The organism is Hyphomonas adhaerens MHS-3 (genome assembly GCF_000685235.1).
Lineage (GTDB): Bacteria > Pseudomonadota > Alphaproteobacteria > Caulobacterales > Hyphomonadaceae > Hyphomonas > Hyphomonas adhaerens.
Genome location: NZ_ARYH01000001.1, coordinates 140,772 through 166,667, shown reverse-complemented (window position 1 = coordinate 166,667; position 25,896 = coordinate 140,772). Strand labels below are relative to the sequence as shown.

The following is a 25,896-nucleotide window of genomic DNA, read 5'->3' as shown; positions in this document are numbered from 1 at the left end:
TGATCGAGATGCCTCAGTGTTTTCCAGAAAGGCCGTAGAGGAACATGTCGACGGCCCGGTCGACGCTGGTGCGGACATCGTCTTCCGACGGGCGCACATTCGAGTCCAGCAGGGCCCGGCTTTGCAGGGGCGAGCGCACCATGTCGAGGAAGAGCGAGCCAAGCGTCTCATATTTGTCCAATTGCGGTATCTCGCCCGCATCGGCCCGGTCCTGCAGGTAGGCTGCGAGCCCGGCGCGCACCTTGTTGGGCCCAAGCTCCATGAAGGTGTCCGCGATATGGGGGTATTTCTTCGCCATGCCGACGATCAGCCGGTAGAGTTCCAGCGAGTTGGGCTGCACCAGCTTCCCGGCGAACTGCTCACCGATGCGGCGCAGGCCTTCTTCAACCGGCGTGTGGGCCTGGAGTTCGACCTCAAGCGTCGCCGTAACGGCTTTCATGCGGGTTTCCAGCATGGCGAGGAAGATGCCTTCCTTGTCGCCAAACTGAGAGTACAGCGTCGCCAGAGACCCGCCTGCACGCCGGACGATTTCCGACATGTTGGCTGCCTCAAAGCCTTGTTCCAGAAAGACATCCTGCGCCGCTTCGAGGAAGGCCGCTCGCCGCATTTCCGCGCGCGAAGCGCCGTCGGCCGCCTTTGCGGCGGGCGGGGCGGGGGTCTTGGACTTGTGAATACCGTTCATGGGTTGATTTTGGTGTAATGTGAATTACATTGCAAGCGATGTAACCAGAATTACACTTTTTGGATCTATCACCGGGATCCAGAACAGATACCACGGAACTCCTCCCATGGCTGTACAACCGTTCAAGCGCGACTCCTCCCAGCCCGCTTCCGCGCCCCCTCCCAACGTGGCAGAGGCGCCGGCCAAAATGCCGGAACCGGCCTCTGACCCGGCCTCCGATCCGGCGCCTGCGAACGATGCGCCCGCCGCCCGCAAACCCGCCCCGAAAGGGCAGGGCCTGGTGGCGAAGTTCAAGGCGGACCCGCGGAAATACATTCTTTCCGGCGCCGGCCTGCTGCTGGCCCTGTTCGTCGGGTATCAGGGCATTCACTGGCTGGTCGCGGGCCGCTACGAGATCTCGACCGACAATGCCTATATCCGCGCCGACATCGCGACCATCGCCCCGAAAGTGCAGGGCTATGTCGAACAAGTCCACGTGACGGACAATCAGGCCGTCAAGCAGGGTGACCTTCTGGTGACGCTGGAAGTGGCGGACTATGCCACCCGCGTCTCCGAAGCGGCCGCTGCCCTTCAGCAATCGGTTGCCGCGCAGGCGCAGGCCCGGTCCGGTGTCGCTGCCGCCGAAGCCAATCTGCAGACAGCCGCCGCCCAGATTTCCGCCCAGCGCGACCGTCTGGCCCAGGCCAAGGCAAGCGCCGCGGCCGCACAGGCCGACGCTACGCTCGCCGCCCATGACTTTGAGCGGTATACGGAGCTTGCCGACAAGGGGCATTACCCGAGAGCCAGCCTCGATGCGGCGGCCACAAAGGAACAGTCTGCCCGTGCAACGCTGGACCAGTGGAATGCCGGCATCACGACCGCGCAGAGCGAACTGACCGTTGCCCAGGCAAACTATCATCGTGCGCAGGAAGACCTGGAGTCCGCCAAGGCCGCGGTTGCCGGGGCCGACGCGCAGGTCGACGCGGCAAAAGCGCGGGTCGATGCAGCAAAGCTCGATGCGACCCGCACCGAATTGCGCGCGCCCTTTGACGGGGTCGTTGCCAACCGCGTCGTTGCTCAGGGCCAGTTGCTGAGCCCCGGCCAGCAGACCATGTCCATCGTGCCGGTGTCGCAATCCTACATCATCGCCAACTTCAAGGAGACGCAGGTCGAGCGCATGCGCCCCGGCCAGGAAGTGGACATCCATGTCGATGCGTATCCGGACATGAAAGTGACCGGCACGCTGGACTCGATTGCCCCGGCGACGGGCGGCCAGTTCAGCCTGATCCCCATGGACACGGCGACCGGCAACTTCACGAAGATTGTCCAGCGCGTGCCTGTGCGCGTGAAGATTTCGGAAGAGGCGCTGGCGACGGGCCGGATGCGTCCCGGCATGTCAGTCGAGGCAGTCGTGATCGCGAAAGGCGTGGACGGCTAAGCCGCCCAGAGGCCGGAGAGGTCCGCCATGGTCAACGCAATCCGCAAGAAAGCCTCTTCGGAGCTTGCCCTCAACATCGGCTTCTTTGCCATGGTGATCGGCATGTTCATGGCAATTCTGGATATCCAGATTGTTGCCAGTTCCATTTCGGAGATTCAGGCAGGCGTATCGGCCAGCCATGAAGAAATCGCCTGGATCCAGACCGGCTATCTTGTGGCCGAAGTCGTGGGCATTCCCTTGTCGGGCTTTCTCAACCGGGCCTTTGGCATCCGCAAACTGTTCATGATGTCTGCGGCGGGCTTCGTCATATCCAGCGTCCTGTGCGCCATGTCCTGGGATCTGGATTCCCTGATCTTCTTCCGCATCGTCCAGGGCTTCAGCGGCGCTGCCATGGTGCCGACCACAATGGCGGCCAGCTTCACGCTGTTCCCGGCCGGCCGGTCGATGACGCAACAGGTGATGATCGGCATGGTGGCGACGCTTGCGCCATCCATCGGTCCGACGCTGGGCGGCTGGATCACGCAGCATATGTCCTGGCACTGGCTGTTCCTGGTCAACGTCGTGCCGGGTATCGCCGCACTCACGCTCGTCTTCCTGTTCGTTCCGAAACAGAAAGGGGAACGCGCGCTGCTGCGCCGGCTGGATGTCACCGCTCTTGTTGCCATGGCCCTGTTCCTTGGCCTGTTCGAGTGGATCATCGACGAAGGGCCGGGCGACAGCTGGTTCCAGAGCTCTGCGATTGTCAAAGCGTCCATCGTCTGTGCGGTGGCGGCGGTCATCTTCTTCCGCCGTGCCCTGACATCTGACGTGCCGCTGGTGGACCTGCGCGTGTTCAAAGACCGGAACTTCGCCTCCGGCGCGCTGATTGGTTCGGTGATGGGGTTCGGCCTGTATGGATCGGTCTTCATCCTGCCGCTGTATCTGGCGCAGGTGCGCGGCTATTCTTCCCTGCAGATCGGTGAGGTGATGAGCGTTGCCGGTTTCGCCATGTTCGTCGGCGGGCCGCTGGCCGGGGCAATGACGAGACGATACGATCCGCGCTTTGTCGTTGCGGTGGGCCTGTCACTGGCCGCAATCGGGACATGGCTGAACGGGCACCTGACCGCCCAGTCCGGATTCAACGAATTGTTCTGGCCGCAGGCCCTGCGCGGCGCGGGCCTGATCCTGACCATGGTGCCGACGACCAACCTTGCGCTTGGGACCTTGCCGCCGGACCGGGTCGCCAACGCATCCGGTCTCTTCACGGTCTGCCGGAACCTTGGCGGGGCGATCGGGATTGCGATCCTGACAACATTGATGATCGGCTACAACCAGCTGCACCAGCAGCAGATCGCCGACGGTCTTTCCCTGGCCCGGCCGGAGGTACAGTCTTTCCTGTCGAACATGACGGCCCGCATGCAAGCCGCCGGCGTGGCAGACCCGGAAGGCACGGCGCTGGCGCAGCTGGTCGCCCGTACGAAGATGGAAGCCGCCGTGATGACCTATAACAATCTGTTCCTGACCATGTCTGTCTCGTTCGCCCTGGTCCTGCTGGTCGTGATCATGCTGGACAAACCGAAGGCGGCTGCACCGGCGGCGGCGCACTGAGCCGGGGGGATCAGCCCCAGAGGTCCGGCGTCGGCGGGGCGACCATGCCGTCCGAATAGGCAAGGCCGTGCGCCACATCCTGCGCCAGCCAGAGCGGCCCATCCACATCCATGAGGTCGGCCAGGCCCGCCAGCAGCACGGCGGGGGCCATGGAAATCGACCCAGCCACCATGCAGCCCACCATGATCCCCAGGCCCATGGCCCGCGCGTCCCGCACCATGGCGAGGGCTTCGGTGAGGCCGCCCGTCTTGTCGAGCTTGACGTTCACCGCATCATAGCGGCGCGCAAGGTCCTGCAGTTCCGACCGGGTGTGCGCGCTTTCATCGGCACAGATCGCCACCGGGCCGGGGCGGCGCAGCAGGGCGTCGTCGGCCCCGGCGGGGAAGGGCTGTTCGATCAGCACCACGCCCAGCTGTGCAGCCGCGCTGGCGATGGCCGGCAACTGGCTTTCATTCAGGCCTTCATTTGCATCGACGATCAGGCGGGCGTCCGGCCGGGCGGTATGGACCGCCTCGATCCGGGCGAGATCGTCCGGCCCGCCAAGTTTCAGTTTGAGAAGGCGTCCCTGCGTCTCCCGCGCGGCGGCGGCCATGGCGTCCGGCGTGTCGAGGCTGACGGTGACGGCGGTTTCGACGGGTTTCGGTTCCGGCAGGCCTGCCAGTTGCCAGACCGGCTTGCCGGCGAGCTTTGCTTCCAGGTCCCACATGGCGCAATCCACCGCGCATCGCGCCGCGCCGGCGGGCATGAGGGTTTGCAGGTCTTCGCGGCTGAGGCCGGAGGTGAGGGCGGAGCGGGCGGAGTCGATGGCTGCGATGACGCTGTCGACGGTTTCGCCATAGCGCGCGTAGGGTACGCTTTCGCCGCGGCCTGTGGCGCCGTTTTCAGAAAGCGTGACGCGAATTGTCTCCGCGCTGGTCTTTGCCCCGCGGGAAATGGTAAACGCCGTTTTCAGGGGTGAGGAAATCGCTGAAATTTCAAGGTTTCGATTGCCCATGTCCGATCCTGAACGATAAAATTTCACCGATCCCGCTTCGCTGTCCTTAAGCATGTTTTGCTACTGTTGGAAGGCTAGTTGCCACAGATGCCAGTTACGACAGCCCCCGGTTTCGCGCTTGAAGAGAGCGGCGAACGAGCCACCCTCCGCCTGACGGGGGACTGGACAGCCATGACCATTCACCTGCTGGATGATGACCTGGCCGGACTAAAGCATGATCATCCCGTGCTTGTGGATGTCTCCGGACTGACCCGGATCGACACGGCCGGCGCCTTCCTGATCGACCGCACGCTGCGGGCTGCGCCGGAAGGATCGGGCCTGACCGGCACCAATGATGTGGCCCGGAACCTGATCGACCAGGTTCATGCCGTCTCCGACCCGGTGCCCCCGGTCAAAGCGCCGGACCACGGCTTCGTCGCCCTGCTGGAGCGGACGGGGCGCGGCTTTGTCGGCGTCATGTCGGAAATCTTCCAGACCCTCGCCTTCCTGGGTGAGACGATCGTGACAACGCTGGGCCTGCTGATGCGGCCCTGGAAATTGCGCTGGACCTCGATCGTCGCCGTGATGGAAGAGGCGGGCCTCGATGCGATGCCGATCATTGCTTTCCTGTCTTTCTTTGTCGGCATGGTGGTCGCCTATATCGGCGCGACGACGCTCCGGGATTTCGACCTCGAAATCTACACGGTCGAACTGATCGGCTATTCGATGCTGCGCGAGTTTGGCGTGGTGCTGACCGGGATCGTGCTGGCCGGGCGGACGAACTCGTCCTTCACCGCCCAGATCGGCACCATGAAGATGCGCCAGGAAATCGACGCCATGCAGACGCTTGGCCTGAAGCCGATGGACGTTCTTGTTGCGCCGCGCATCATCGCGCTCCTGCTGATGACCCCGGCGCTGACCTTCGTGGCCACGCTCGCCGGTATCGCCGGCGGCGTCGTGGTTGGCTGGTCGTCGCTGGACATCAATCCCGGCGTCTTCCTTGACCGCCTGCGCAATTCCGTGCCGCTGGAGCATTTCTGGGTCGGCCTGTCGAAGGCGCCGGTGTTCGGCTTTGTGGTGACACTGATCGCCTGCCGTCAGGGGCTGAATGTCGGCGGCAGCGTTCAATCGCTGGGCAATGCGACCACCACGTCGGTGGTGCAGGGCCTGTTCGCCGTGATCGTGCTCGATGCCATCTTTGCCATCCTCTACATGGAGCTTGGCATATGACGGACGACATCATCATCCGCATCCGGGACCTGAAGACCGCCTATGGGACCCATGTCGTGCACGAGCATCTGGATCTCGACATTCGCCGGGGTGAAATCATTGGCGTGATCGGGCCGTCGGGCTGCGGCAAGTCCGTCCTGTTGCGGGCGATTACCGGCCTCAAGGAATTTGCCGAAGGCAGTATCGAAGTGTTCGGGGAGCGGCTTGAAACGCTGGACGAGGCGGAGCGGGCCGATGTCGAGCAGCGCTGGGGCGTGATGTTCCAGGACGGCGCCCTGTTTTCGAACCTCACCGTGCGCGAGAATGTGGAAGTTCCGATGAAGGAGCACACGCTGCTGGCGCCGGAGCTGCGCCACCAGCTGGCCGACATGAAGATCCGCATGGCCGGTCTCAGCGCCGAGGCCAGCCCGAAATATCCGTCTGACCTGTCCGGCGGCATGCGCAAGCGTGCAGCCCTGGCCCGGGCCCTGGCGCTGGATCCGGAACTCCTGTTCCTGGATGAGCCGACGGCCGGCCTCGATCCGATTACGGCGGAAAAGTTCGATGCCCTGATCCGCAGCCTGCAACAGGCATTGGGCCTCACCGTCTTCCTTGTCACGCATGATGTGGATACGCTGCATGCGACCTGCGACCGGATCGCCGTGCTGGGAGAAAAACACGTGCTGGCAGTTGGCACGATCGAAGAATTACGTGCGTTCGATCATCCGTGGGTGCAGGAATATTTCTGCGGCCCGCGGGGACGCGCGGCAACGGGACACTAGAAAGGGGGCCCGGAGCGATGGAAACGCGAGCGAATTATGCCGTCATCGGCGCTTTTGTCATTGTTGCAACGCTGGCCGTTGCAGCCTTCGTCCTGTGGCTGGGCCAGTCCCAGTTCCAGCGGGACTACAAGGCGTATGATATCGTCTTTGAGGGCCCTGTCTCACTCGAAGACGGATCGGCGGTACGCTATATCGGCATCAAGGTCGGTGAAGTCTCCACCGTCCGGATTGACCGGGCCGACCCGTCCAAGGTGCGCGCGCGCATCCGGATCGACCGTGAAACGCCGGTGAAAACGGATTCGACCGCATCGATCCAGCTGGCCGGCATCACCGGCGTGACATTTGTGCAGATCAGTGCCGGCTCCCCCACAGCCCGCCTGCTGGAAGCGAAGCCGGGAGAGCCCGTGCCGGTCATCAAGGCCGAAAAGACCCAGCTGGACCAGTTGGTCGCTGGCGGCGCGCAAGTGCTCGGCCAGGCGAACGACACAATGGAGCGCGTGAAAGAGCTGCTGACGGACGAAAATATTGAATCCATCAGCACCTCGCTGAAGAATATCGAGACGATCACCACAAAGCTCGCCGCAGATGACGGGCTGATCGACCGCGCAACGGGAACGATGCAGGACCTGTCGCGCGCCAGCACGGAATTTGCGTCCGCGTCGGAATCTGTCGGCGCGTTCAGCACCAATGCCAATCAGGAGCTGGACGGTCTTTCCGGGCAGCTCGGCGACCTGCTGACCGAGGTGCGCAATGTCGTCGCCTCCGCCGATGCCGTGATCGTGCAGGGCAAGGATACGGTGAGCGTGGTCAACACGCTGCTGGAAGGCCCGGCCACCGGCGTCGTGGAAGATTCCAGACTTGCCGCGCAGGATCTCCGTATCCTGATCAGCCGTATGGACCGGCTGACCCGTGAACTCGAACAGAACCCGCAAAGCATGCTTGTCGGGGAACCGGTTCCTTATGAGGATAAACGCTGATGATCCGCTCGATTTCCCTTGCCTTCGCCATGACGGCGCTGACCGCCTGCGTCAGCGTCCTGCCGGAACCGGAAGTCCCGGACGGCCTCTACCGGTTTGGCGCGATGACCGAAACCTATCCGGTCGAGACCGTCGTGGCCGTTCGGGAGCCTGAAGCCTCCCGCCTGTTCGGCGGACGGGTGATTGCGTCTGAGGATGCCGCCGGTGCCTTGCGCCTCGTGCGCGGCGTGGAATGGGCGGATAGCGCCACGCGCCTGATGCAGGTGGCGGTGCTGGATGCGCTGGACGACAAAGGCGCAGGCGTTGCCGTGGCGCTGGAGGCGGGCGCCCATGCGGATTATGAACTCGTGTGGCGGATCGAAGACTTTACGCTCGCGGGCACGCTGGCCCGGTGCGACCTTGAAGCGACGCTTGTGGAAGCGGACACGCGCAAGGTGGTCGCGCAGACGAATGTAACCTCATCGGCAAATGCCGGCGCGTCCTCCGCTGAGTCCCGCGCTCTCGCGCTGGCCGAAGCGGGCCGGGCCTGTGCGGCGCAGGTGGCGGGGTTCGTTTCCGAACAGGCGACGGCCGCTGAGCCGGACGCCTGATCGGACGTCAGGTCTCTACAGTTTGCAGGTACGGATACCGAGTACGGAATAGACCGGGCAGGTGCCGACGAGGCCTGTCAGCAGCGGCACGAGGCCGATCCAGCCCCAGGGCGTTTGCGGTCCGACGAAGACGATGGCGATCAGCGCCAGGCCGACAATGACGCGCAGAACGCGGTCGATGGTACCTTCATTGGTCTTGAACATGGCGGGCTCCTCCTGAAGCGTAGAAGCCTATTATACCATAATTTGAAGGCCATACGTAAAAATCCCGGCTGGCGCGAACCAGCCGGGATTCTTCAATAGATCGGGCGTTGGACGGATCAGCCGCTTTTCAGCTCGTCAAACGGCTTGTCCTTGTCGACGCGGACATCCTGCGGCAGGCCCAGAACGCGCTCTGCAATGATGTTCTTCAGGATCTCGTCGGTGCCGCCGGCAATGCGCAGGCCAGGGGCCCACATGAAGCTCTGCTGGAAGATCGCATCGCCCGGCATCCGGTCGGTCTCGTTGATGATGCCGAAATGGTCCTGCATCTCGATGGCCGAATTACAGATGTCCTGCAGATGGTTGGCCGTGATGATCTTGCCGATCGAGTTTTCCGGCCCCGGCGTCTGGCCGCGGGAGAGGGCGGTCTGGGTGCGGAACTTGGTCAGCTTGTAGCCCTGCGCGGCGACGTACCAGTCCGCCAGCTTCTCACGGAAGGCCTGGTCGGACAGGGAGCCGTGATCGCGGGCGTATTCCATGATCTCGGCCCAGTCGGGGCCGGGGGATCCGCCAACAGCGAGACGTTCGTTCATCAGCGTCACGAGCGCCACTTTCCAGCCTGCGCCGACATCGCCGAGACGGTCCTTGTCCGGGATGCGGACGTCGGTGAAGTAAACCTCGTTGAACTCCCGGCCACCGGACGCCTGGTGGATCGGGCGGACTTCGACGCCGGGCTGTTTCATGTCCACGATGAACATGGTCAGGCCCTTGTGCTTCGGCACTTTCGGATCCGTCCGGACAAGGAGGATGCCGTAATCGGAATAGTGGGCGCCCGAGGTCCAGACCTTCTGGCCGTTGATGACCCAGTCGTCGCCATCCTTGACGGCGCGGGTTTTCAGGCCGGCCACGTCAGAGCCGGCGGACGGTTCGGAGAACAGCTGGCACCAGATTTCCTCGCCCATCAGGGCTTTCTGGACATAGCGTTCCTTGTGCTCGTCCGACCCGAAGGCGATGACAGTGGGGACGCACATGCCGAGGCCGATGGCGAACGGGCCGGTCGGCGCGTCGAATTTCGACTCTTCCTGGCCCCAGATCACGTTCTGCATGGCTGTGCCGCCACGCCCGCCCCATTCCTTGGGCCAGGTGATCTGCGCGAACTTGTTTTCGGCCTTGGTCTTCTGCCAGGCTTTCGCCTTTTCCAGCATGTTCGCGCGGTCGCGGCTGGCTCGCTCCGAGCCTTTCGGCTTCAGGTGCTTTTCAAGGAAGGCGCGCGCCTCTTTGCGGAACGCGGCTTCTTCGGGTGTATCGTTGAAGTCCATGATGTTTCCTCCTTAGGCGGCGTTTTTCTGCTCAAGAGCACGCACGAGTTTCTCTTTCCAGACCTTCGGGCCACCGGCCTGCACGGCGAGCAGCTTGGCGCGGCGGTAGTAGAGGTGGCAGTCCACCTCCCAGGTGAAGCCCATGCCGCCATGGGTCTGGATGTTCTCTTTCGAGGCGAACCAGAAGGCTTCCGACGCGGCGACGCGGGCGGCGGCGGCGGCTTCCGGCATTTCCGGGGCATCGGTCGACAGGGCCCAGGCACCGTAGAAGCAGTTGGACCGGGCAACCTCGTTCTTCACATACATCTCGGCCAGCTTGTGTTTGATGGCCTGGTTGCCGGCGATCGGACGGCCGAACGCGTAACGCTCCAGCGCGTATTCCTTCGCCATTTCCAGCGCGCGGGACGCCCCGCCCAGCTGTTCGAAGGCGAGCAGTACGGCGACCTTGTCCATCAGCTGGTCATTCAGGCTCGCGCCGTCTCCCGCAGCACCGAGGCGGACGCCCGGCGTCTTGTCGAAGGTCAGCTCGGCATGGCCGCGCGTCGGGTCGAGTGTGGAGAGCGTTTTGCGTGTCACGCCTGCGCCGGAGAGATCGACCAGGACGAGGCTCGCGCCGGAGCCTTCCTTGGCCAGCACAACGGCGTGCGTGGCGATGCCGCCATCGGTGACCGGGATCTTGGTGCCGGAGACGGTGGAGCCGTCGAATGTGGTTTTCAGGTTGGCCGGGTCCGGATGGCCCGGGCCTTCGCTGGCGGCGTAGCAGCCGATGATCTCACCGGCGACGACGCGCGGCAGGATGTCGTTCTTCACCTCATCCGATCCGGCGAGCTTCACCGCTTCGGTCAGGAAGTAGGCCGTGGACGAGAAGGGGACCGGCGCCAGGACGCGGCCCATTTCCTCTGCCAGCACGCACATTTCCAGCATGCCGAGGCCAAGGCCGCCCTGTTCTTCCGGAACGGCCGTGCCCAGCCATCCCATTTCGGCGATCTTCTTCCAGAGGCCTTCCGAATAGGCCTTGTCGTCATCGTTCAATACCTCGCGCACCACCGGAATGGCGCTCTCGGCTTCGAGGAATTTCCGCGCTTCGCCAGCGAGGTATTTCTGGTCTTCCGAAAAGTCGAAGTTCATGAGTGGATGGCCTCCCTTCGCCCATTATACGGGCGTGATTACATTTCTGGATTGGAAAATAGCGCGCTTTACGTGCACGGAAAGCCGTGACCCGGCGGAAGGGTGCCGCAAGGTTTCGGTAAAATTTCCCCCGCCGGGTTCATGGCGTGGAAATCAGGCGCTGTCAGGCTTTGCGGCTTCAGGAGGGTCAGCATGGCGAAAGCCCATTTCCACAAGATGCAGCGTGTCTACGTGAAGCCCGTCGGCACCTGGGCGCTGGTCGAACAGGTGATCCCGCATTGGGTCAAGGACGTCGCCGAGCCCCTCAAGGTCACCTATGAGTGCGGGCTTGGCCGCCCGTTCCAGGCCAGCGAACTGGTGTCCGAACAGGCCATGCATGGCGACGAGCCGTCCAATCATGACGATGACCTGCTGCTGGAACACTGGCGCATTGGCCGGCGGTCGACCAAGTGGCGCACGGCGATGGGACATCATTCCGGCGACAATTCCGGCACGTTTCCCGTTGTCCTGACAGATGAGAGCGATGTCGGCGGCTGGCGGGTCAACCCGGCCGATTTCGACCGGGATCCCCACCGGGTTGAACATCAGGCCCGGATGATCGTGCAGACACCGGACATGTTGCGCATTGCCCGCAGGATTGCCGAAGTGGCGGCGGAAGACCCGGACGGGTTTCCGGAAGAGCTGGTGCCGGTGGCGAAACAGTGCGCGACGATCCTGCGCTATGTCTACCAGTTGAACGACCCGCCGGAGACGGTGGCGGCCGAATAGGCCGTCAGCGCCGAAGGGCCAGCGCGACACCCGTCCCGACCCCGGTGCCCAGAATGTTGGCCACTTCATCCAGCACGGAAAATTCCCGGCCCGTCGGGGCGAGCGCCTGCGCGACTTCCATCAGGGCGCCATACCCGATGGTGATAAGAAAGGCGCGCAAGGCCCGGCCCGGCCCGAACGCCATGGCCATGGCGCCGCCGAGGCTGCCATAGGCCAGAAAATGCTTCACCTTGTCCGACCCTTCGACCGGCGGCAGGTCGCCTGACGGCAGCAGGGACAGGACGGCAATCGCGATCAGCAGGACGATTGTGGCGAGGCCTGCAAACCGGCGCATGGCGGGTGACCGGAAAAACTGGGCCATCTGATCGGGTTCCTTGTCCTTGTGCACGTCAAAACCGGCCGCGCGGCCGCTGGCAGCGTTCCGGCCCTCGACGCGCCTCTCCCCATTTCCTATGTCCATTGAAGCGATTGCCAAGACCCCGGAGCCATTATGCGAACCGAAACCCCCGTTTCCGTCCAACTTTCCGACTACAAACCCTATCCGTTCGAAGTCGAGCAGGTGGATCTGCGTTTCGATCTCGATCCGGATGCGACGAAAGTCCGCTCCGAACTGAAGGTCCGCCGCACCGGCGGGGCCGAGGAAGCGCTGGAGCTGGACGGGGACGGGCTGAAGCTGCTCTCGATCGCCATTGATGGCACGCCGCTGGAGCCGGGCACCTATGAGCAGACGGAGAAGGGGCTGGCCATCGCCTCGGTGCCGGATGCCTTTACGCTGGTGACCGAGGTGGAGATCGCGCCGTCGCAGAACACCGCGCTGTCCGGTCTTTACATGTCCGGCGGGCGGTTCTGCAGCCAGTGCGAGTCGACGGGCTTCCGCCGCATCACTTTCTATCCGGACCGGCCGGATGTGATGAGCGCCTTCCATGTCTGGATGGCGGCAGACAAGGCGGCCTATCCGATCCTCCTGTCGAACGGCACGCCGGGCGAAACCGGCGACCTGGACGATGGCCGCCATTTCGCCGTGTGGGACGATCCGCACAAGAAGCCGTCCTATCTCTTCGCGCTCTGCGCCGGGGACTATGATGTCTGGCGTGACAGCTTCACCACGATGAACGGCGACGAGATCGCGCTGGCCATTCATGTCGACAAGGGCGATGCCGAGCGGGCCGCCTGGGCGATGGACAGCCTCAAACGCTCCATGACCTGGGACGAGCAGACCTATGGCCGCGCCTATGACCTTGGCGTGTTCAATATCGTGGCCGTGCGCGACTTCAATTTCGGCGCCATGGAAAACAAGGGCCTCAACGTTTTCAACTCCGCCTATGTGCTGGCTGATGAGTCGACCGCGACCGATGCCGATTTCGAGGCCATCGAAAGCATCGTCGCTCACGAATATTTCCACAACTGGACCGGCAACCGGATCACATGCCGTGACTGGTTCCAGCTTTGCCTGAAGGAAGGCCTGACAGTCTTCCGTGACCAGAACTTCTCCGCCGACATGCGGTCGCGCCCGGTGCAGCGCATCAAGGATGTCATCCGCCTGCGCGCACGCCAGTTCGCTGAAGATGCCGGCCCGCTCGCCCATTCGGTACGGCCGGACAATTACGGCTCCATCGACAATCTCTACACCGCGACGGTCTATGAGAAGGGCGCCGAACTGATCGGCATGCTGCGCCGGATGATCGGCGAAGAGCTCTACCGCAAAGGCACCGACCTCTATTTCGAACGTCATGACGGCCAGGCCGTGACGATCGAGGATTTCTACAAATGCTTCGAAGACGTCACCGGCGAGGACTTCACCCAGTTCCGTCTCTGGTATGCCCAGGCCGGAACACCGGAAGTGACGGTTGAGGAAAACTGGAAGCCCGAGACGCGCGAGCTTGAGATCACGCTGAAACAGAAAACGCCGCCGACGCCCGGCCAGCCGGTGAAAAAGCCGGTGCCGATCCCGCTGGAAATGGCGCTGCTGGACGAGGAAGGCAATCTCGCAGAGTGGACGACCATTCTGGAAGATGAAGACATCACCCTGACGATGGAGATGCCTGACAGCATAACCGAGGCACCGCTGGTCTCGGTCAACCGCGATTTCACGGCGCCCATACGTCTCAATCGCTCCCTGACGCGCGACCAGCGCCTCGCTCTGGTCCGTATGGAGACAGACCCGTTCAATCAATGGGATGCCGTCCAGACGCTGGTGAAGGAAGAAATCCTCGCCTTGTCTGAAGGCAGCCAGGCCGAGCCGGACGATGCGCTTGTTGCCGCGCATGCGGGCGCCATTGAGCGGGCCGTGGACGATCCGGCCCGCGCAGCGCTCCTGACACGCCTGCCGGAAGTGGGCGAGATGTTCCTGGAACGCCAGCCGGCCGATGCCGTCACCCTGAATGCGGCCCGGAAGAAGCTCCAGTCCGCCCTTGCCGAAAAGCTGTCCGGCTTCATTGCGGGAACGCTCGGCAAGCCGACGCCGGAGCCGTTCAATCCGGGGGCGGAGCAGGCAGGCATTCGCGCCCTGCGGACGGCCATGATCGTGCTGCTCGGCGTGTCTCCGGATGCGGCATCGGCTGATACGCTGCGGAAACTGTACGACAACGCCACCAACATGACCGAACGCCTCGCGGCCCTGCGGGCCTATACGGTGCAGAAGGGCGGGAAGGCGAACGAGGCGCTGGCCGATTTCGAGTCCACCTGGAAGGACAATCCGCTGGTCATGGACAAATGGTTCGCCCTGCAGGCCACCACAGGCGATGCCGAAACGGTGAAGACACTCGCCGCGCATCCGGCCTTTGACCTGCGCAACCCGAACCGCGTGCGCTCGGTCGTTGCGGCCTTCACGATGCAGAACCTCGCGGCGTTCCATGCGCCGGACGGATCCGGGTATCAGGCGGTGGAGGAAATCATCCTCAAGGCCGACAAGGCCAACCCGGCATTGGGCGCCCGGCTGCTGACCGCGTTCGAGCAATGGCGCATCCTGGAACCACAGGCCAAAGCCGCGGCAGAAGCGACGCTGAAACGCCTTCAGGCGGCCGGTCTTTCCTCCAACGCGGCAGACATCGTGGCCCGCGCGCTCGGCTAAGACTGTGCGTTAACGAAACTTTGAGATTTGTTAACGCTCGGGCAATGATTCCGGCAGACAAGGTAGAATGTACGAATGTTGCCTGCGTTGCGGGCAAGGGATCATCCATTGGTAGACGCGGAGAGAAAATCCCAATTAAAACAAGCCTCAGACCCGGTGTCTGAGGCTGTTTCCACGCGCCTGAAATGGACAGTCGCCGCAACCGTTTTCCTGCTGGCGGCCGCCATGGGCCTGAAAGCCTGGGACGAGCATCAGCGCGCCGACCAGAACCTGTTGCTGACACTGCAGGCCGAGGCCGAAGCCCTGGCCGGACGCGTCACCGGACGCGCCGACACGGTTGAGACCGCCATCCGCCTGGTCGCCGACAATCACGCGTCACGATCGGCCATCGCGGGTGCGACGCCGGGCGTGGATGCGGTGATGTCATTGTCCGATGCGCGGCAGGCGCCGGACGGCAGCCGGCTCGACGCCGCGGCCTCGGTGGCAGAGAAGCTGATCAAGAGCGGCCAGCGGGCCGGGCTTTCCGAGCTTGGCGATGTCGTGCTGGTGGCTGGCAGCGGCAAGGACGCGGTTATCGCTCTCGCTCCGGCCGGCACCTGGCTGCCGGCAGTTTCGCAGGGACACCAGATTTCACTTGTCTCCGGCGGGCTGCAGATGGTGGCGGGCGATCCTGTGCCGCGCCCCGCAAATGGCCTTCGGCCGGTCCAGCAGTCGCGCTTCGAGAAGGGGCAGGGGCTGCAACGGTCCGCGCTGGCGTGCAGCGAACTTGCCGGGGGCGGTCTTGCCGTGTGCAGCGCCACGCGCGCGGACGTGCTGACCCGGGATGACCTCGTCAGCCTCCTGATCTTCGCGCTGCTTCTGGCGGCACCAGTCCTGGCCATCACCGGTCTCATGGGCCGCTTGTCCAAGCAGCAGGCCGACACGATGGTCGAAGCGGCGCGGGACGAGCAGGCCGACCGGATCATGGCGACCGTCATGCGCAGCGCGCGGGCCGGTTACTGGGAATGGACACCGGACCTGACCTCGATTTTCCTGTCCGAAGCGTCCAGCGAATTATTGGGCCTTGAAGGCATGCGCACGGTCTCGTTCGGCAACCTGCTGAAACAGGTGCATCCGGAACACCAGACACGCGTCCGCGAGGCGATCGAAAAATCGCGCGAGATCGGCTGGCTGCAAGTCGCCTTCGCCGCCGCGCAGCCGCCGTTGCGCTGGATCGAGATGCGCGGCTCCGGCACGGATACAGACGATGGCGCCCTGTTCGGCGGGATCATGCTGGACATCACGGACCGCAAGCATGCCGAAGACCGGGTGAAAGCTGCCGAACGCCGCCTGCGCAATGCGCTGGAAGGCTTCAACGGCCCCTTCGCCCTGTGGGACCACCGTAAGCGCCTGCTGTACTGGAACCGGGCATTCGCCACCGATTTCGGCCTGACCGACACGCTGCGCCCGGGCATGACCCACGAGACCGTTGCCATCGCAAGGGCGGGGGCGATACGGGCAGAACGTGCGTCGGCAGATGACACGCAAGCCAACCTGATCGGCCTGCAAGGCGGACGCTGGCTGAAGCTGGTCGAGCGGCCTTCACCGGATGGCGGCCTCATTACGGTCGGCATCGATGTCACCGAGAATATCGGCAAGGAAGAGGAACTGCGCCGCCAGAAAGAGCGTATGCGCAAGACGATGCTGGATCTCGAACGGTCCGAGGGCCGTGCGGGCGAGCTTGCGCGCAAGCTGACCGAAGAGAAATCGCGCGCGGAAAATGCGGCGAACTCCAAGTCAGCCTTCCTGGCGAATATGAGCCACGAGCTGCGCACCCCGCTGAACGCGATCAACGGCTTCTCGGAGATTCTGGCGCACGAACTCTACGGACCGCTCGGCGACCCGCGCTACAAGGGTTATGCGCAGGACATCCTGGCGTCCGGCCAGCACCTGCTGGACATGATCAACGACATTCTCGACATGGCGAAGATCGAAGCCGGCAAGATGACGATCAATCCGCAGCCGATCGACCCCGTCGATCCGGTCGATGCCGCCGTCCGGATGATCCGGCGCAAGGCGTCCGACAAGGACATCGAAGTCGTGCTGGATGTCCAGCCCGGCCTTCCGGAGATCGATGCAGACCATCGCGCCATCCGCCAGATGGTGCTCAACCTCGTCTCGAACGCGATCAAGTTCACCAATGCGGGCGGCAAGATCACGGTGTCCGTGCAGCAGCAGGGCCCCGACATCCAGGTGTCGGTCACCGATACCGGGATCGGGATTCCGGCGGCGGACCTGCCACGCCTGTCCCAGCCGTTCGAACAGGCGGCAGGCGCCCACGACCGCAATTATGAAGGCACGGGACTTGGCCTGGCCCTGACCAAATCCTTTGCCGAAATGCATGGGGGTGAGCTCAACCTTTCCTCCATCGAAGGGGAGGGAACGACGGTGACGTTCACCTTGCCGATCGCCGGACCCGGCGAGATGGAAGAGGAATCCGGCGGCCGCGACGCGGCCTGATCGGTCATCCTGACTAAACGGTTGGGCGCTGATTCCATGTCAGGATGCGGGTGCCGGTGTTGCACGCGATTTCGCCCCAGGCACCTGTCTTGAGCTTCGGTTGCAGGCCGACCGGTACAGCATCCACGACATCCGGCAGGAAACGGGCAATGCCATTGCTGGTCACGACCAGGATCGTGCTGTCCTCCGGCAGGCGGGCCGCCTCGGTGAGAAGCGATTTCCAGCCGTCCTGAATGGCCGCCTTGTCTACCGTCCAGCCGTCCGGCACGCGGCTGTCTTCTTCCCAGGCGCGCAGGGCGTCTTCCCCGATGCGCGCAACTACTTTGTCCTCGGCGACATTCTCGTCCGGGCCGTAGTCGATTTCCGTCAGGAATGGCAGGACGGAGAGGTCAGGCCCGTCGGCGCGGGCGCTGAGGATGGCGGCGGCCGTTTCCCGTGTCCGCTGCAGGGATGAGCAATAGGCGGCCCGGAAAGACGTATCGGCAAAGTGACGGGCGAGGGCGTCGGCCTGTGCCTTGCCGGAGGTGGAAAGCGGCAGGTCTGTGCGGCCGCCCACCCGGGTGACGACATCGCCCTTGTCGAATGTGTTGCCGTGCCGGCAGACAATGATCCGTCCCATGAGGGTCAGTCCTCCAGCGGATCGCCATGTTCGGCGACAAGGCGTTCTGCAAGGGCGACATCCTCGGCCGTATCAATGCCCGGAATGGCAATCGTGTCGGGTTCGACTTCGACGCATTGTATGCTCATGCCGTTCTCGAGCAGGCGCAGCTGTTCCAGTCCTTCGAGCTGTTCGTAGCGGCCTTCGGGCAGGCTGACATACCGGCGCAAGGCGTCCAGGCGATAGGCATAGAGTCCGATATGGCGGCACACGGGCGACAGGCCGCCGGCCGCCCGCAGCGCAGCTTCCTTGCGCATGGCGGGGATCAGGTTCTTGGAAAACCACAAGGCGCGGCCGGTTTCGTCATGGACCAGGGTCGTGCCGGAAAACGGCGTTTCTTTTTTATGCAGCCGGAACGAATCCAGCGCCTCCCACGAGAGGCGCACATAGGGGGTTGCTGCATCCGCGCCGGACTCCCGGGCGGCTTTGGCGACGGCAACCACATGCGCCGGCGGGGTAAACGGCGAGTCGCCCTGCAGATTGACGACGACGTCTGGTTCGGCGCCCAACGCGTCTGCGGCGGCCAGCGCGCGATCTGTACCTGAGGGCAAGTCCGGATCCGTCATCACGGCCGGGATGCCGAGATCCCGGCAATGGGTTGCGATCCGCTCATCATCCGTTGCCACCACATGCTGGGCATCGCCAAGCGCATCCGCGGCTTTTGCTGCCATGGCCGCAACGCGGGAGACCATGGTCCGTCCGGCAATGGTGACAAGCGGTTTGCCGGGCAGGCGGGTGGAGGCATAGCGTGCCGGAACAACAATGAGTGTGCGCATGGTGTTCAGTCCTGATGGTGCCCGTCGAGATCGAACGTGCCGTCGCGCATTTCCGTCATCACGCCAACAAACGGAATGATCCAGCTGATCGCCTCCTCGCTGACGCCTTCGTCCTGCAGGAAGGCCGTCAGGGCCGGTACGAATTCTTCATGGCGGCCGCACTGGTCGACCGCGGCTTCCAGTTCGGGCAGCACGGTGCGATTGAACGAGTCGGCGAAGGTCTGGATCCGGTTGGACTTGCGGGCGAGGGCGATCGCGACAAACGGGTCCACCTCGCCATCTTCGCGGGCGAGCTTGCGGAAATCATTGATGAGACCACGGTTTTCGGACGCGAATTTCCGCAGGATCTTGTCGGTCTTGTAGTCGATCCACTCTGCAGAGCAGGGGTCCGGTTCGACCGTCGCGCACGCTGCCAGCGGCAGGAGGAGCAGGGTCAGGGCTGTCAGGCGCGGTGTCATGCGGGCGGGCTCCGGATAAGGGCAGATTGGGAGCGCACCCTAGAGGGGCTTGGCAAGCCTGCAAAGCCTGCCCGCTCAGACAATAAAAGCCCCGGCAGGCAGGGCCGGGGCTTTGTCATTTGCGGAGGTGGCTGGCGCTTCAGCGCTTAGTCGTCTGCGCCGTCGAGGTCTCCGTTCGGGTCAACCTGATCGCGGAACGACTGTTTCTCGTTGTCACAGAGCGCCCGGCTGGAATTGATCGTGGCAAGGGTCCGGGATGAACGCAGCGCGGCTTCATTGCCTTGTGTGCAGGCGATCTTGATCGTGCGTTTTTCATCATTGAGATCGACCGTCTGGCTCATCACCCGGGTCTCGCCTTCAGACAGTTCAGCGTCGCGGCATCGTTCCACCAGGCCCTCGAGTGCGTCGGACGTTGCCTCGATGCCCATTTCGAAATCGGAGCCGAACTTTTGTTCGATCAGGGCGTCCAGCCTGGCGGACTTTGATTCCAGGCTGGTCTCCAGCTGCTGGGTCATCCGTTCGATTTCCTGTTCGTGTTCACTATGGGCCGCCGCCGCATGGGATTCGTAAGAGGCAGACCATTTCTCAGCCCGCTGTTCGAACTGCTGGCCCCAATTTTCCATTTTCTGGCCCCAGGCTTCCCAGTCCTGTTCAGACATTTCACCGTAGAAGCTCATCCCCGAAGTGTCCGGGACGTCCGCAACGTCTGACAGGTCGCTCAGCTCGCTCATCAGGGCCTGAAACTCTGCGCCGTCCTCAAGCGATATCGAGAACTCCGGCAGGTTCGCCGTCATTTTTGCGGCCAGCTGGTTGCCCTCTCTGGAGATCTCCTTCGACAGGCGGCTGATTTCTGCTTCGAATTCCGGACCTGGTTCGAGTCCGGCAAAGGGTTCGCCGAGAACGATGATGCGGCGGTCCGGAATGAGCTTGCCATTCAGATAGACGGTTCCTTTATCGAGCCGGAGTTCGTGATGGTCGCGTTCGCCCGCATTGGCCGGGACTGAAGAGGTTGCAATCAGGGCAGCGGCGCCGAGGACAGCGGTCGCTGCGCCTCCGGCCAGACGGCGCGTCCGGGTTGGCGCCGGATGCGTCATGCGGCTGAGGCGCTCTTTCAGGGCGTGCGTCAGCGGCAGGCCGGACCCGGCAGGCAGGCGTTCCTGCGAGACCGACTTCACAGCCTTGATCAGCGTTGCGCCATAGGCGTGCGGCGAGGCCGTCCCGGTTTTCAGCACGTCCGCGTCACAGGCGGCTTCCTGATCCGTCCGGAAAGCGCGGTGGGCATAGTAAGCCAGCGGGTTGAACCACATGCAGGCGATAAAGAGCTCGGCCAGCTGCAGGGCCCAGAGGTCGCCGCGGCGGACATGGGTCAATTCGTGGGCCAGGGCAGCGCGCTGTTGGGTGTCGTCATAATCCGTCTCGAACCAGGCTGGCAGCATGACGACCGGGCGCACCAGGCCGGTCACAAGCGGGCCGGACGAGATGAAGCTGGAGGCGATCACCGGCAGACGCTTGAGACCCACCTGCTGGCTGACCTGATGCGCAATGTGCTGCAGGCGCGGTGACACGTTGACGGCTTCGCGCCTGACGGTCTGCATGAACACATGCTGGCGCCACAGGCTGAGGCCAAAGAAGAGCAGGGCTCCGCCCGCCCAGACGAGGAACAGGCCTGGCACCAGCACGGCAGACAAAGTGTCCGTCAGGGTGTGGGATGGAGACAGGCTGCCTGCAATCGCGCTTTCCGCCAGAGGTGGGGCGGACATGGCGGCCGGGGCAGGCGGAGATGTGGCAAGCATCGGAACGATGGCTTCCGGTGTGGCTGACGCGGCAAGAACACTTCCGGATTCTGCGGTGGCGTCAGACGCGGCTGACTTGGGCAAGCCCAGCAGCGGCATCAGGGAAACCGGGATTTGCAGCGGCGGCAGGACCAGGCGTGCCAGCGGCAGGGCCCAAAGGGCATAAGCAACGCCGGCACCGAAATGCTTGGCGACAGGCCGGCGGGCGACAAGGACCAGCGCAATCAGAACCGAGACCGCCACAACGGTCTGCAAGGCGGATGTCGCGTCAGGAAAAAAGTTTGTGCCGCTCATTTCTTCAGATCCCCCAACAGGCGTTCCAGTTCTTCAATGTCTTCCGGCGTCAGGCCGCGTGTGTCAGCCAGGTGGGCAACCAGAGGGGCGGCCCGGCCGGAGAAGACGCGGTCCACAAACTGGCCCGCGGCCTTCGCCTTGTAGGCGTCCTCATCGACGATCGGGAAATAGAGATAACGGCGGCCATCCTCTTCGGTGCGGAGGGCGCCTTTTTCGACCAGGCGCGCCAGCAGGGTTTTCACCGTCCGGCTGGTCCAGTCTTTCTCATTGCCCAATGCCTCGTGAACATCGGATGCGGCGAGGCCGGGCGTCTGCCAGAGCACACTCATCACATCGAGTTCGGCGGCGGATATTTTCATCTCTCGGACTCCCCGGTAAGACTACGCTTGTGGTCATACGCTTTGACTACAGACGTGGTCAATGAAGTTTTTTGCAGATTCTCGTGACAAGTTCGTAAGGTCAGGCTTTGATGCCGCACGCCTGCGTGTGCGGCTTCAATTCCGGCAATCGCTCCTGTAGGACAGATGCAGGGCCCGGGGCAGGGACCAGAGTGAGGGTAAAGGTAGATGAACCGAAGGATGCTGGGAGCGCTGAGTCTGGCGCTTCTCACGGCAGGTTGTGCTGAAACCGGTACAAACGGTGAGTTCGGCCGCGTTTTGGGCGAAGTCCTCGGTTCCGCCACGACGCCACAATCGCAAGGAACACAAGGAACGCTGAGTATTGCCGAGATCGATGCCGGCCTGCGCGAAGCCCTGACGGTGGGCACCAATCTGGTCGCCAGCCAGCTGGGCCAGACGAACGGTTATTACGGCGATCCGAAGATCCGCATTCCTCTGCCCAGCACGTACCGCACAATCCAGTCGAACCTTGCAAAGGTCGGCGCCAGTGGCCCGCTCGACGATCTCGAACTGCGCATGAACCGTGCGGCGGAAGAGTCTGTTCCCGAAGCGCAGGCGCTGATTCTCGGCGCGATCCGCAACATGACCATCAGCGACGCGCTGAACATCCTGAACGGCGGAGACACGGCGGCGACCGACTATCTGCGGTCGAGAACCGAAACCCAGTTGCGGGCGGCATTCACGCCTTATGCCCGCGAGGCCCTGTCGAAATCCGGTGCCTTCACGGCGATGGAAAGCGTGGCGTCGCAATATGGCGCCGGGGGAATCACATCCAGCCTGCAGGCTGACCTGACCGCACATGCTGTCGATTACGGCCTCGACGGCATGTTCCTCTACGTCGCGCAGGAAGAGAAGAAGATCCGGGAGAATCCGCTCGCGCGGACAACCGACTTGCTGCGGCGCGTGTTCGGGAATCGCGGCTGATGCGTCGATTTGCAACTGAGATGAAAGCCGGCGGCACACTGGCCGGGATCGAATTCGGCGATCCGATCAAGCCGTTCGCCGCGGTGTGGATCCATGCAACCGGCTTCAATGCGATGACGTATCAGTCTCTGCTGGCGCCCCTGGGACTTCGCCAGCGTGTGGCGGCCCTGGATATGCGCGGCCATGGCCGTTCGACCATGCCGGCAAAGCCCGGACGCATGAAATCGTGGCACCGCTACCGCGACGATGTGATCGAGTGGCTCGAGAAAGAGGCGCCCAATGGCGTCGTGCTGAGCGGCCATTCCATGGGCGGGGCCGTTGCCCTTCTGGTCGCCGGAAAACGGCCCGACCTGGTCAAGGGGCTGGTGCTGGCCGATCCGGTCATCAAACCGCGGAGCTATTATTTCTGGAAGCACGTCTGCCCGCCGGTCTCATGGATCGTGAACCGGAACATGATGGCGAAGAATGCAAAGAAGCGCCGGGCGGAGTTCCCGGCCTTCCGCGAGGCCTTGGAATCCTATTCCGGCCGGGGGGCGTTCACGACCTGGCGGGAACCTTTTCTCGCGGACTATCTGCTCGACGGGATCGACCGGGTTGATCACAACAGCGTCGAAAGCGACGAACAGGTCTGGCGGCTGACCTGCGATCCGAAATGGGAAGCGGCGACATTCGCGGCCCAGCGGAACCGGCCATGGCACGCCCTCAAAAAGGTTCGCAAGCACAAGATTCCGATCGTCGTGCTCCGGCCCAACCGGGATTCAATTATTTCCCCCAAGGTCCGTGCAAAGATCATCCTGATGAATCAGGCATTGATGATGAGGGGCATCCGGGGGACAACCCATTTCCTGCCCATGGAAGCGCCCTATGAAGTGCGCGATGCCCTGTCCGCCTTCATCGCGCGATTGGTCGAAAGGTTCACGCTGGAAGAGGATTCGGATGTTTCCCGGTCCCTCAGCAACCGCCGCCGCAGGGCGTAACCCGACCTGCTTACCAGAGCGGCCGGCCGGGGGATGCCGACTGCGCCAGCTTCTCCATCAGGCGGGTCAGTTCGCGGCGCTCTTCCGGCGTCAGCACGGATTCCAGCGCCTGTTCTTCCGAAATCGCCATCGGCACGATGTCATCGTACACGGATTTTCCGGCAGAGGTGAGAAACAGCATTGAGCGCCGCGCGTCCTCTTCAGAGGATTTCCGCTCCAGATACCCGACCTCGATCAGACCGGCGACTGCCCGGCTGACGGCAACCTTGTCCATCGCGGTGCGCTGGCCGATCTCGGTGGCGCTGATGCCTGGCGTGTCGCCCGTCACGGCCATGACGCGCCACTGCCAGATCGTCAGGCCGAACTCGCGATCATACAGCTCCGCAATGCGGCGCGAGATCGTGTTGGACAGGACGGACAGGCGGTAGGGAAGAAATTCTCGCAGGCGCAGCTGCGGTATCCGGGAGGATTCGGGCATGGCGGGTCCATTCATACTTGCCTTGCGGCCGGCAATTAGTTACATATGAAACTATATTTTCTATCACAATAGGGAGAGAGAACCCATGGCCGACCTGTTTGACAACCCTGCGGGCCTTGATGGCTTCGAGTTCATCGAGTTTTCCGCCCCCGAAAAGGGCATGCTGGAACCGGTATTCGAGACAATGGGATTCACGAAAATCGCCCGTCACCGCTCCAAGGATGTCGAGCTTTGGCGGCAGGGCGGCATCAACCTGATCACCAATTATGAGCCGAAATCGGCGGCCTGGTATTTCTCACGCGAGCACGGGCCATCAGCCTGCGGCATGGGGTTCCGTGTGCGCGACGCCCGCAAGGCCTACGCGCATTTGCTGGAGCAGGGCGCAGAGCCCGTGCATGTCGAGACCGGCCCGATGGAGCTGCACATTCCGGGCATTCGCGGCATCGGCAATTCGATCATCTACCTGATCGACCGCTATGGCGATGAACTCGACATCTACGACATCGACTTCGAATATCTGCCGGATGTGGACAAACAGCCGGTCGGTGCCGGCTTCAGGCTGATCGACCACCTGACGCACAATGTTTATGGCGGGCGGATGAAGTACTGGGCGGACTTCTATGAGAAGCTCTTCAACTTCCAGGAAATCCGCTATTTCGACATCAAGGGCGAGTATACGGGCCTGACGTCCAAGGCGCTGACGGCGCCGGACGGCAAGATCCGCATTCCACTGAACGAAGAAGGCAAGAGCGGCGGCGGCCAGATCGAGGAATTCCTGCGGGAGTTCAACGGCGAGGGCATCCAGCACATCGCCCTCATCTGCGACGACCTCTATGCCTGCTATGACAGCCTGAAACAGAAGGGCGTGCCCTTCATGACGGCGCCGCCGGCTGCCTATTACGAGATGCTGGACGAGCGTCTGCCGGGCCATGGCGAGGATGTCGAGGGGCTCAAATCCCGCGGCCTGCTGCTGGACGGCACGACCGAAGGCGGCCAGCCGCGCCTCCTGCTTCAGATCTTTGCACAGGCCGAGATCGGTCCGGTCTTCTTCGAATTCATCCAGCGCAAGGGTGACTACAAGGAAGGCTTTGGCGAAGGTAACTTCAAGGCCTTGTTCGAATCCATGGAACGTGACCAGATTCAGCGAGGTGCATTGAAGGTCGAAGAGGACGCATGAGCGAACCGAAGAAGAAAGTTGAACTCTCCCCGGTCGGCGAAGGCCTGATCGGGGCCGTTGCCGGCACGGTGGTTGGCGTCATCCTCTGGCGCATCGGCGTGATCTCGGCCCCGGCCATTCCGGGCGTCACGCTCGGCCTCGGGATCGGCAGCTGGTTCAACGCCTGGCGGCGCGCAAAGAACGCCGCAAAAGACAAGGGAGAGACCTAGATGACATCACCCGCCCCCCTGAAAGGCGTCCACCACGTCGCCTATCGCTGCAAGGACGCCAAGGAAACCGTGGAGTTCTACCGCGATGCGCTCGGCATGGACTTCCAGCTGGCGATCGCGGAGGACAATGTGCCCTCGACCGGCGAGCATGACCCGTACATGCATATTTTCCTCGATGCCGGGAATGGCAATGTGCTGGCCTTCTTCGAACTGCCGACCCAGCCTGACATGGGCCGCGACGAGAACACACCGGCCTGGGTGCAGCACATCGCCTTCCGTGTCGGCTCGCTGGAAGAGCTGATGGAGACCAAGGCGCATCTCGAAGGCATGGGGCTCGACGTGCTCGGGCCGACGCATCACGGCATCTTCAAGTCGATCTATTTCTTCGACCCCAACGGCCACCGCATCGAACTCGCCGCCGACATCGGCACGCCGGAGCAGATGAAACAGCTCAAAGACGTGGCAGAGCCGATGATCGAGGAATGGAACGCCACAAAGAAAGCCCCGCGCCATGCTGCGTGGCTTCACGAAAAAATCGCGGAAGAAAGCTGA

26 protein-coding genes are annotated in these 25,896 nt (G+C 63.1%); 14 read left to right on the top strand and 12 right to left on the bottom strand.

Going from position 1 to position 25,896, the window contains the following annotated elements:
* Window positions 1–13: 13 nt before the first annotated feature.
* Complete coding sequence (locus tag HAD_RS00775) at window positions 14–682, bottom strand: TetR/AcrR family transcriptional regulator (protein WP_051595809.1); 669 nt, start codon at window positions 680–682, stop codon at window positions 14–16.
* 106 nt (window positions 683–788) lie between these two features.
* On the opposite strand from HAD_RS00775, the gene HAD_RS00770 reads away from it, so the two are divergent.
* Together HAD_RS00770 and HAD_RS00765 are read left to right on the top strand one after the other, a co-directional pair.
* Entirely contained in the window at window positions 789–2,099 is a 1,311-nt protein-coding gene (locus HAD_RS00770) for an HlyD family secretion protein (protein WP_084331716.1), read from the top strand.
* Window positions 2,100–2,126: 27 nt separating this feature from the next.
* Window positions 2,127–3,686 (top strand): DHA2 family efflux MFS transporter permease subunit, encoded by a 1,560-nt coding sequence (locus HAD_RS00765; protein ID WP_035568697.1) that lies wholly within the window; start codon window positions 2,127–2,129, stop codon window positions 3,684–3,686.
* A 10-nt stretch (window positions 3,687–3,696) separates the two neighbouring features.
* Here the strand turns inward: HAD_RS00765 and dgcA are convergent, their stop codons facing one another.
* Window positions 3,697–4,680, bottom strand: coding sequence for an N-acetyl-D-Glu racemase DgcA (dgcA, locus tag HAD_RS00760; RefSeq protein ID WP_051595807.1), 984 nt, complete (start codon window positions 4,678–4,680; stop codon window positions 3,697–3,699).
* Between the two features lie 87 nt (window positions 4,681–4,767).
* Between dgcA and HAD_RS00755 the strand changes: the two genes are divergently transcribed.
* The 4 genes from HAD_RS00755 to HAD_RS17675 are packed head-to-tail and all read left to right on the top strand — an operon-like array spanning window position 4,768 to window position 8,217.
* On the top strand, window positions 4,768–5,889 hold the full coding sequence (locus HAD_RS00755; RefSeq protein ID WP_035568695.1) for an ABC transporter permease: 1,122 nt from the start codon (window positions 4,768–4,770) through the stop codon (window positions 5,887–5,889).
* Window positions 5,886–6,650 carry an ABC transporter ATP-binding protein gene (locus HAD_RS00750; protein ID WP_035568692.1) on the top strand — a complete coding sequence of 255 codons (765 nt, stop codon included), beginning with the start codon at window positions 5,886–5,888 and terminating at the stop codon, window positions 6,648–6,650. Before HAD_RS00755 ends, HAD_RS00750 begins: the two co-directional genes overlap by 4 nt.
* Before the next feature lie 17 nt (window positions 6,651–6,667).
* Window positions 6,668–7,627, top strand: coding sequence for an MlaD family protein (locus HAD_RS00745; RefSeq protein ID WP_035568690.1), 960 nt, complete (start codon window positions 6,668–6,670; stop codon window positions 7,625–7,627).
* The gene (locus HAD_RS17675; protein WP_051595806.1) at window positions 7,627–8,217 is read left to right on the top strand and encodes an ABC-type transport auxiliary lipoprotein family protein; all 591 of its coding nucleotides are present in this window, start codon (window positions 7,627–7,629) and stop codon (window positions 8,215–8,217) included. The genes HAD_RS00745 and HAD_RS17675 overlap by 1 nt, the downstream gene beginning before the upstream one ends.
* Before the next feature lie 15 nt (window positions 8,218–8,232).
* On the opposite strand, the gene HAD_RS00735 is transcribed toward HAD_RS17675, so the two are convergent.
* From HAD_RS00735 to HAD_RS00725, 3 genes are all read right to left on the bottom strand, one after another.
* The gene (locus tag HAD_RS00735) at window positions 8,233–8,421 is read right to left on the bottom strand and encodes a YgaP family membrane protein (protein ID WP_035568687.1); all 189 of its coding nucleotides are present in this window, start codon (window positions 8,419–8,421) and stop codon (window positions 8,233–8,235) included.
* A 116-nt stretch (window positions 8,422–8,537) separates the two neighbouring features.
* On the bottom strand, window positions 8,538–9,737 hold the full coding sequence (locus HAD_RS00730; RefSeq protein WP_035568685.1) for an acyl-CoA dehydrogenase family protein: 1,200 nt from the start codon (window positions 9,735–9,737) through the stop codon (window positions 8,538–8,540).
* A 12-nt stretch (window positions 9,738–9,749) separates the two neighbouring features.
* Entirely contained in the window at window positions 9,750–10,865 is a 1,116-nt protein-coding gene (locus HAD_RS00725; RefSeq protein ID WP_035568683.1) for an acyl-CoA dehydrogenase family protein, read from the bottom strand.
* Between the two features lie 192 nt (window positions 10,866–11,057).
* On the opposite strand from HAD_RS00725, the gene HAD_RS00720 reads away from it, so the two are divergent.
* Window positions 11,058–11,633: a hypothetical protein gene (locus tag HAD_RS00720; RefSeq protein ID WP_035568681.1), complete on the top strand. Its 576-nt coding sequence runs from the start codon at window positions 11,058–11,060 to the stop codon at window positions 11,631–11,633.
* A gap of 4 nt (window positions 11,634–11,637) precedes the next feature.
* On the opposite strand, the gene HAD_RS17670 is transcribed toward HAD_RS00720, so the two are convergent.
* Window positions 11,638–11,994 (bottom strand): VanZ family protein, encoded by a 357-nt coding sequence (locus tag HAD_RS17670; protein WP_156942108.1) that lies wholly within the window; start codon window positions 11,992–11,994, stop codon window positions 11,638–11,640.
* A gap of 129 nt (window positions 11,995–12,123) precedes the next feature.
* Here HAD_RS17670 and pepN point away from each other — a divergent pair, with 129 nt between their 5' ends.
* Together pepN and HAD_RS00705 are read left to right on the top strand one after the other, a co-directional pair.
* Window positions 12,124–14,703, top strand: a complete 2,580-nt coding sequence (gene pepN / locus HAD_RS00710) for an aminopeptidase N (protein ID WP_035568680.1) — start codon at window positions 12,124–12,126, stop codon at window positions 14,701–14,703.
* Window positions 14,704–14,859: 156 nt separating this feature from the next.
* Window positions 14,860–17,202, top strand: coding sequence for a PAS domain-containing sensor histidine kinase (locus tag HAD_RS00705; protein ID WP_051595804.1), 2,343 nt, complete (start codon window positions 14,860–14,862; stop codon window positions 17,200–17,202).
* Between the two features lie 13 nt (window positions 17,203–17,215).
* Here the strand turns inward: HAD_RS00705 and HAD_RS00700 are convergent, their stop codons facing one another.
* From HAD_RS00700 to HAD_RS00680, 5 genes are all read right to left on the bottom strand, one after another.
* A complete protein-coding gene (locus HAD_RS00700; RefSeq protein ID WP_035568678.1) occupies window positions 17,216–17,821 on the bottom strand; it encodes a histidine phosphatase family protein in 606 nt (201 codons plus the stop codon).
* 5 nt (window positions 17,822–17,826) lie between these two features.
* Window positions 17,827–18,636, bottom strand: coding sequence for a 3-deoxy-manno-octulosonate cytidylyltransferase (kdsB, locus tag HAD_RS00695; protein WP_035568675.1), 810 nt, complete (start codon window positions 18,634–18,636; stop codon window positions 17,827–17,829).
* A gap of 5 nt (window positions 18,637–18,641) precedes the next feature.
* Window positions 18,642–19,094, bottom strand: coding sequence for a hypothetical protein (locus HAD_RS00690; RefSeq protein WP_035568673.1), 453 nt, complete (start codon window positions 19,092–19,094; stop codon window positions 18,642–18,644).
* A gap of 146 nt (window positions 19,095–19,240) precedes the next feature.
* The gene (locus HAD_RS00685; protein WP_035568670.1) at window positions 19,241–21,181 is read right to left on the bottom strand and encodes a M56 family metallopeptidase; all 1,941 of its coding nucleotides are present in this window, start codon (window positions 21,179–21,181) and stop codon (window positions 19,241–19,243) included.
* Entirely contained in the window at window positions 21,178–21,540 is a 363-nt protein-coding gene (locus HAD_RS00680; RefSeq protein ID WP_035568669.1) for a BlaI/MecI/CopY family transcriptional regulator, read from the bottom strand. The genes HAD_RS00685 and HAD_RS00680 overlap by 4 nt, the downstream gene beginning before the upstream one ends.
* Before the next feature lie 207 nt (window positions 21,541–21,747).
* On the opposite strand from HAD_RS00680, the gene HAD_RS00675 reads away from it, so the two are divergent.
* Window positions 21,748–22,503 (top strand): DUF4197 domain-containing protein, encoded by a 756-nt coding sequence (locus tag HAD_RS00675; protein WP_035568668.1) that lies wholly within the window; start codon window positions 21,748–21,750, stop codon window positions 22,501–22,503.
* Complete coding sequence (locus HAD_RS00670; protein WP_035568666.1) at window positions 22,503–23,480, top strand: alpha/beta fold hydrolase; 978 nt, start codon at window positions 22,503–22,505, stop codon at window positions 23,478–23,480. The genes HAD_RS00675 and HAD_RS00670 overlap by 1 nt, the downstream gene beginning before the upstream one ends.
* A gap of 10 nt (window positions 23,481–23,490) precedes the next feature.
* On the opposite strand, the gene HAD_RS00665 is transcribed toward HAD_RS00670, so the two are convergent.
* Window positions 23,491–23,958 (bottom strand): MarR family winged helix-turn-helix transcriptional regulator, encoded by a 468-nt coding sequence (locus HAD_RS00665; RefSeq protein WP_156942107.1) that lies wholly within the window; start codon window positions 23,956–23,958, stop codon window positions 23,491–23,493.
* 85 nt (window positions 23,959–24,043) lie between these two features.
* Here HAD_RS00665 and hppD point away from each other — a divergent pair, with 85 nt between their 5' ends.
* From hppD to HAD_RS00650, 3 genes are read left to right on the top strand one after another with little or no spacing between them, the layout of a single operon-like run.
* Window positions 24,044–25,135: a 4-hydroxyphenylpyruvate dioxygenase gene (gene hppD, locus HAD_RS00660; protein ID WP_035568663.1), complete on the top strand. Its 1,092-nt coding sequence runs from the start codon at window positions 24,044–24,046 to the stop codon at window positions 25,133–25,135.
* Window positions 25,132–25,344, top strand: coding sequence for a hypothetical protein (locus HAD_RS00655; RefSeq protein ID WP_035568662.1), 213 nt, complete (start codon window positions 25,132–25,134; stop codon window positions 25,342–25,344). Before hppD ends, HAD_RS00655 begins: the two co-directional genes overlap by 4 nt.
* Window positions 25,345–25,896, top strand: coding sequence for a VOC family protein (locus HAD_RS00650; protein WP_035568661.1), 552 nt, complete (start codon window positions 25,345–25,347; stop codon window positions 25,894–25,896). It begins immediately after the preceding gene.

Coding starts and splice junctions, on each gene's coding strand:
- dgcA (WP_051595807.1), bottom strand. CDS start 4,680: ATGGGCAATCGAAACCTTGAAATTTCAGCGATTTCCTCACCCCTGAAA.
- HAD_RS00665 (WP_156942107.1), bottom strand. CDS start 23,958: ATGCCCGAATCCTCCCGGATACCGCAGCTGCGCCTGCGAGAATTTCTT.
- HAD_RS00670 (WP_035568666.1), top strand. CDS start 22,503: ATGCGTCGATTTGCAACTGAGATGAAAGCCGGCGGCACACTGGCCGGG.
- HAD_RS00655 (WP_035568662.1), top strand. CDS start 25,132: ATGAGCGAACCGAAGAAGAAAGTTGAACTCTCCCCGGTCGGCGAAGGC.
- HAD_RS00720 (WP_035568681.1), top strand. CDS start 11,058: ATGGCGAAAGCCCATTTCCACAAGATGCAGCGTGTCTACGTGAAGCCC.
- HAD_RS00750 (WP_035568692.1), top strand. CDS start 5,886: ATGACGGACGACATCATCATCCGCATCCGGGACCTGAAGACCGCCTAT.
- HAD_RS00680 (WP_035568669.1), bottom strand. CDS start 21,540: ATGAAAATATCCGCCGCCGAACTCGATGTGATGAGTGTGCTCTGGCAG.
- HAD_RS00735 (WP_035568687.1), bottom strand. CDS start 8,421: ATGTTCAAGACCAATGAAGGTACCATCGACCGCGTTCTGCGCGTCATT.
- HAD_RS00765 (WP_035568697.1), top strand. CDS start 2,127: ATGGTCAACGCAATCCGCAAGAAAGCCTCTTCGGAGCTTGCCCTCAAC.
- hppD (WP_035568663.1), top strand. CDS start 24,044: ATGGCCGACCTGTTTGACAACCCTGCGGGCCTTGATGGCTTCGAGTTC.
- HAD_RS00730 (WP_035568685.1), bottom strand. CDS start 9,737: ATGGACTTCAACGATACACCCGAAGAAGCCGCGTTCCGCAAAGAGGCG.
- pepN (WP_035568680.1), top strand. CDS start 12,124: ATGCGAACCGAAACCCCCGTTTCCGTCCAACTTTCCGACTACAAACCC.
- HAD_RS00755 (WP_035568695.1), top strand. CDS start 4,768: ATGCCAGTTACGACAGCCCCCGGTTTCGCGCTTGAAGAGAGCGGCGAA.
- HAD_RS00775 (WP_051595809.1), bottom strand. CDS start 682: ATGAACGGTATTCACAAGTCCAAGACCCCCGCCCCGCCCGCCGCAAAG.
- HAD_RS00685 (WP_035568670.1), bottom strand. CDS start 21,181: ATGAGCGGCACAAACTTTTTTCCTGACGCGACATCCGCCTTGCAGACC.
- HAD_RS00690 (WP_035568673.1), bottom strand. CDS start 19,094: ATGACACCGCGCCTGACAGCCCTGACCCTGCTCCTCCTGCCGCTGGCA.
- HAD_RS00700 (WP_035568678.1), bottom strand. CDS start 17,821: ATGGGACGGATCATTGTCTGCCGGCACGGCAACACATTCGACAAGGGC.
- HAD_RS00725 (WP_035568683.1), bottom strand. CDS start 10,865: ATGAACTTCGACTTTTCGGAAGACCAGAAATACCTCGCTGGCGAAGCG.
- HAD_RS00770 (WP_084331716.1), top strand. CDS start 789: ATGGCTGTACAACCGTTCAAGCGCGACTCCTCCCAGCCCGCTTCCGCG.
- HAD_RS17675 (WP_051595806.1), top strand. CDS start 7,627: ATGATCCGCTCGATTTCCCTTGCCTTCGCCATGACGGCGCTGACCGCC.
- HAD_RS00650 (WP_035568661.1), top strand. CDS start 25,345: ATGACATCACCCGCCCCCCTGAAAGGCGTCCACCACGTCGCCTATCGC.
- kdsB (WP_035568675.1), bottom strand. CDS start 18,636: ATGCGCACACTCATTGTTGTTCCGGCACGCTATGCCTCCACCCGCCTG.
- HAD_RS00745 (WP_035568690.1), top strand. CDS start 6,668: ATGGAAACGCGAGCGAATTATGCCGTCATCGGCGCTTTTGTCATTGTT.
- HAD_RS17670 (WP_156942108.1), bottom strand. CDS start 11,994: ATGGCCCAGTTTTTCCGGTCACCCGCCATGCGCCGGTTTGCAGGCCTC.
- HAD_RS00675 (WP_035568668.1), top strand. CDS start 21,748: ATGAACCGAAGGATGCTGGGAGCGCTGAGTCTGGCGCTTCTCACGGCA.